Source organism: Thiocapsa sp., from assembly GCF_022340925.1.
Taxonomy (GTDB): Bacteria; Pseudomonadota; Gammaproteobacteria; order Chromatiales; family Chromatiaceae; genus Thiocapsa.
Genome location: NZ_JAJDNA010000033.1, coordinates 1 through 4,695 on the forward strand (window position 1 = coordinate 1; position 4,695 = coordinate 4,695).

4 protein-coding genes are annotated in these 4,695 nt (G+C 67.7%); all 4 read right to left on the bottom strand.

What is annotated here, in order from left to right; genetic code table 11:
- On the bottom strand, positions 1 to 1,304 hold a 1,304-nt coding region (gene atpD, locus LJE61_RS04685), incomplete at its 3' end, for a F0F1 ATP synthase subunit beta (protein ID WP_296917590.1).
- 562 nt (positions 1,305 to 1,866) lie between these two features.
- A complete protein-coding gene (locus tag LJE61_RS04690; protein WP_296917592.1) occupies positions 1,867 to 2,487 on the bottom strand; it encodes a class I SAM-dependent methyltransferase in 621 nt (206 codons plus the stop codon).
- Between the two features lie 459 nt (positions 2,488 to 2,946).
- Positions 2,947 to 3,552, bottom strand: coding sequence for a hypothetical protein (locus tag LJE61_RS04695; RefSeq protein WP_296917595.1), 606 nt, complete (start codon positions 3,550 to 3,552; stop codon positions 2,947 to 2,949).
- 138 nt (positions 3,553 to 3,690) lie between these two features.
- Positions 3,691 to 3,939 carry a hypothetical protein gene (locus tag LJE61_RS04700; RefSeq protein ID WP_296917597.1) on the bottom strand — a complete coding sequence of 83 codons (249 nt, stop codon included), beginning with the start codon at positions 3,937 to 3,939 and terminating at the stop codon, positions 3,691 to 3,693.
- Positions 3,940 to 4,695: the final 756 nt, after the last annotated feature.

Genomic DNA, 4,695 nt, shown 5'->3' on the forward strand with positions numbered 1-4,695 from the left:
CCGGCGATGGTGTCCTCCAAGGAAACCAGTTTTCCTTGCTTCCCGGTGAATTGCCCGGTGGTGAAGAACGGCTGGGTCAGGAACCGTTCCAGGCGGCGCGCCTTGCTCACCGTGGCACGGTCGTGCTGCGAGAGCTCTTCCATGCCCAGCATGGAGATGATGTCTTTGAGCTCCTCGTATTCGGCGAGCGTCGTTCGCACCGCCTGGGCCACCCGATAGTGGCGCTTGCCCACGACGGTGGGGGTGAGCATCTTGGAGTCGGTCTGCAGCGGGTCGATGGCGGGATACAGGCCCTGGGTGGCGCGCTTGCGGGACAGCACGATCGAGGCCGAGAGGTGCGCGAAGATATGGGTCGCCGACGGGTCGGTCAGGTCGTCGGCCGGCACGTAGACGGCCTGCACCGACGTGATGCTGCCGCTCCGCGAGCTGCAGATGCGTTCCTCCAGCGCAGCCAGCTCGGTCGCCAGTGTGGGTTGATAGCCCACGCGCGAGGGGATCCGCCCCATCAGTCCCGAGACCTCGGTGCCGGACTGGACGAACCGGAAGATGTTGTCGATCAGCAGCAGCACGTCGCGCTTGACGACGTCCCGGAAGTGCTCCGCCACGGTCAAGGCCGCATGGCCGACGCGAAAGCGCGCACCGGGCGGCTCGTTCATCTGGCCGTAGATCAGGACCGCCTTGTCCAGCACCCCCGACTCCTGCATGGCGCGGTACATCTCCTCGGCCTCGCGCATCCGCTCACCGATGCCGCAAAACAGGCTGACGCCCTCGTACTGCTCGGCCATGTTGTTGATCAGCTCGTTGATCAACACCGTCTTGCCCACGCCGGCGCCGCCGAACAGGCCGGACTTGCCGCCACGCTCCAGCGGGGCCAGCAGGTCGATCGCCTTGATGCCGGTTTCGAAGACCGCGCTGCCGGTGACCCGATCGGCGAGGGGGAGCAGCGGGCGGTGGATGGGCCAGCGTTCCGGCGCGTCGATCGGTCCCGCGCCGTCGATGGCTTCGCCGAAGACGTTCAGCATGCGTCCGAGCAGGGCCTCGCCGACGGGCATCTCCAGGGTCGCGCCCGTGTCCTGCACCGGCATGCCGCGGCCCAGGCCCCGGGTCGAGCGCATGGCGATACAACGTGCCGTGTTCCTGTCCAGGTGCGTCTGGACCTCGAGGACGACCGCCTGGTCCGGCCCCGCCAGCAATTGCCTGTGACGCGGGGGCGGCGGCGCGGGGAAGGTCACATCGACCACGGTGCCCCGAATGGCGAGGATCTCACCCCATCTTGGCTCGGCGTGCAGGGTCGTACTCTTCATGGGGATGTCAGCGCCGGTGTGTCGCGCGGTCCCTCGAGCTCTCGGGCAGGACCGCCCGACCGAGGTCGCTGCCTTGCAGCGCTTCAGGTCCGATGCGCGCCTTGCTGCTGGCGAGGGCGTCGAGATCCTAACCCTAACGACTCTGCGACGACGATGCCACCCGATGCCGGCCGGCGCAAGACGTGATCGCTCGCCTCGCGCAGCGATCCCGGCCGGTCAACGAGGCAGCAGGGTCTCCCCATCCGATGGCCCGTCGCGCGACCGAACCCGTGTCCGATGCCGCTCTCCGGCCACTCCGGCCGGATCCCGCGGGAACGGGAAAGCGACCATGCCAGCCTGGAAGGGACCCAGGGCCGCGGACTGGGTGCGACCGGGTCGCGCTCGCCGGGTTCCGCATCCTCCGGTGCAAGGCGGCCGCGACTGCGGCGGTGCAGAAACCGGCCAGTCCCTTCTGGCGGGAGCCGTGTTCATGCGTCCGCCGCAGCGAGACCGGGCCCTTCGCCGTCCAGGCGGCGACGTCGGCCAGTCGGGGGCTCGTGGCGGTGTGCCCCGGCCCGGCGGTCTACTTGCGGGCGCGAATCGCGAAGTCGTAGCTCAGGTAGCCATGATCGAGCTCGGTATCGGGCACCTTGCTCCGGCAGTGCGCGAGAATCCGCCCCGCGTCGCAATAGAAGAAGCGGGGATCCTCCCAGAACCCGTCCTTGCCGGCCTGCGAAAGCAGATTGAAGGCGACGCCCCGGCGCGCCAGCGCCAACATCCGTTCGATCATCGCGTAGACGAATTCGTAATGATCGGGATAGCCCTCGGTGACCATGTTCAGGGCCCCGGACGACAGCACGCAGTCGTAGCCGCCCTGCGGCATGTCGACCGACAGGAAATCGCCGGCCAGGAACCGGCACTCCGGATAGCGGGCCGCCGCGTGGGACACGAACTCAGGCATGATGTCGAGTCCGGTGTAGTCGACGCTGGAATAGCCGGCCTCGCCGAGGAATCCGTACAGGTCACCGAACCCGCAGCCGACGTCGAGCAGGCTGAAGGGCGTGCCTCGATCCTCGGGCAGCACGCCGAGCAGGGCCGCGAACCGCAGCTGTTGGGTCAGTGCCGACGTGAAGGATAGGGAGCGGTGCGAGGTTCCGTGGCGTTTGTACAGATCCGCATAGAACTCCCTCGTCGCCTTGGACATGGCGCCTCAACCTCGCCCCATTGGTGCTGACCGGCCCCGGTACCGAAGCGGCTGTCGGCGGGCCGATACGTTGCCGGGGCGCGCCGCTTCCGGGGGCTCGAGCGCCGCAACCGGGACCAGCGCACCTGCGACCATCAGAACGAGCCAGCCCCGAACCGGGGCTGCGTTCAGGCTCGCCCTCAAGCCTCCCTCACCATGCTCGGCCTGGTCTCGAGGACGGCGCCCCCGGGCAGGCCAGGCCAGAGCACCAACCAGCGCCGCAGAAGGGCGGCCAGGGGATCTTGCGCCAGCCAGTCGAGGGCCGGCGCAAGTCGCGAACGACAGGCCCGATCATGCCTGAGCTCGGCAACATGGTGTCCGATAGGCCGACCGGGCGTCGCTGATCTGCGCCGAGGCGTCGGCTGGTCGCGCAAGGCCCGGCGTCGCGATCACGCCGGGCTGCGTTTCATCCGCGGGCGATCACTGCGAGCCCGGCCGCGTCGGTCTGGTCGCGCTGCGCCCGCGATCGACCTGGGCCGCGACCGCGCTGATGTAGGTGACGGTGACGCTGTCTCCTGCGCGAACGCCCTCGAGCATGGCGGGATCGCGCACGTTGACCGTGATCGTGTTCTCGGGGCCTCTGATGGTGGCCGTCGAGTTGGCCCTATTGACCGCTTCGACGATACCGACGATCCTCACGGTCTCCGCCATGGTGCCCGCGGGCAAACGGCCGGCTTCGCGGTCGATATCCCTGGTCGCCGTGGCTGCCGGCGCGCCGGCGGCGGCGTCTCCCTTCTGCAGATCGATCGCGACGGCCTCCATGTAGGCAACCGTCAGCGTGTCGTTGATCCTCACTTCGTCGAGTCGTGTCACCTCCTCAGGGACGTGGATGACCTGAAAGACGCCGTCGGGCTTGCGGATGGTCAGCATGCGGGTCTCGGTATTGACCACGACGACAGTGCCGGTGACTTCCTTGACCATTGCCCCCGCGGCGACCGGGACGTCTTGGGTCGAGGACTGCGCCGAGAGCAGGAGAGGGCACAGCGCGAGCGTGCCCGCCAGGGTCAATTGGGCGAGTTGTTTCATCGTCGTCACCTTAGGATGTGTGGATGGTTGTCGGACCGGGAGGGGCGGGTCCGCGATCGTGTGTGACCTCCGCGCGCCCGAGGGAGCCGGGCGGGCGGGGTCGCCGCATCGGACGTGATGGAGCGCGTTCGAGAAACCCTATTTCGCGTCCATCTTTTTAAGATCACTCTCGGCCTTCTCCTCGGCCGCTTCCATCTTCGACTTCTCCTTCGCGTCCATGCTCTTGAGGTCGGCCTCGGCCTTGCTGTGAGCTGGCTCCAGCGTCAGCTCGGATTCCGCCTTCTCATGCGCTTTTTCAAGATCGGCCGCCGTTTCGGCGATGGCTCCGGCCGACAGGGTCAAGGCGAGGGCGGATGCAGCGAGGAGGACAGGCTGTTTCATGGTCATTGGTGATGTCTCCGAGTGATGATTTGGCATGCATTCAGTTGTTGTTGGGTGCGAATACGCAATCAACAGAGTGTACCTGCCGAGATGTCTCACGGCATGCGACACGGGGCAAGAGTATCACGATGGAAAGCGATATCCGGGGTGAATTTCAAGCGATTCGGCTCCGGCGGTGCGGCCTTGGCCGGGCTGGGCCACCCAGATCCCGTTTAAGCCGCCGCCCACGACGGATAGGAAAATCCAAGCGCCCTTGAGAGTCCACACGGACCCAGGATTCCGGCCTCCCCGGAACACGTCCGGGGCAGGCTCTGCCGGACTGACGAGATGGAACCGTCGTCCCGGCAGGATGCCGGGACCCAGCGCCAGGGAGGGTAGGCCGCGGCTTGGCACTTGGTTTGAGCTCGGCTGAGCGCGTCGCGCCGCCATCCCCCGCCCGACACTCCCACGCTGGAGCGTGGGAGCGAGAGGGCGAGAGGGCGAGAGGGCGAGAGGGTGCACCGGAGCGCGATGGTGGAGAGCGCTTGGGAGCGCGCCGCCCCGCCCCGCTCGTCGCACCCGCTCCGCGGTGCGACGCATGGATCGGGCGCTCGGCGCCCACTGCGACGCCTCGTCCTCAGCACCACTCGGCCCTCGGTGCCAACATCGACGTTGCCGTCCCTGGCCCTGGATTCCGGCCTCCTGCCGGAATGACGAACTGCAACGTCGGCCCGGCAGCCACCCAGCGCGTCGTCCCGGCTTAGATGCCGGGACCCAGTGCCA

Excerpts from the sequence above, each read along its gene's own strand:
- LJE61_RS04690 (WP_296917592.1), bottom strand. The coding sequence starts at position 2,487 with ATGTCCAAGGCGACGAGGGAGTTCTATGCGGATCTGTACAAACGCCAC.
- LJE61_RS04700 (WP_296917597.1), bottom strand. The coding sequence starts at position 3,939 with ATGACCATGAAACAGCCTGTCCTCCTCGCTGCATCCGCCCTCGCCTTG.
- LJE61_RS04695 (WP_296917595.1), bottom strand. The coding sequence starts at position 3,552 with ATGAAACAACTCGCCCAATTGACCCTGGCGGGCACGCTCGCGCTGTGC.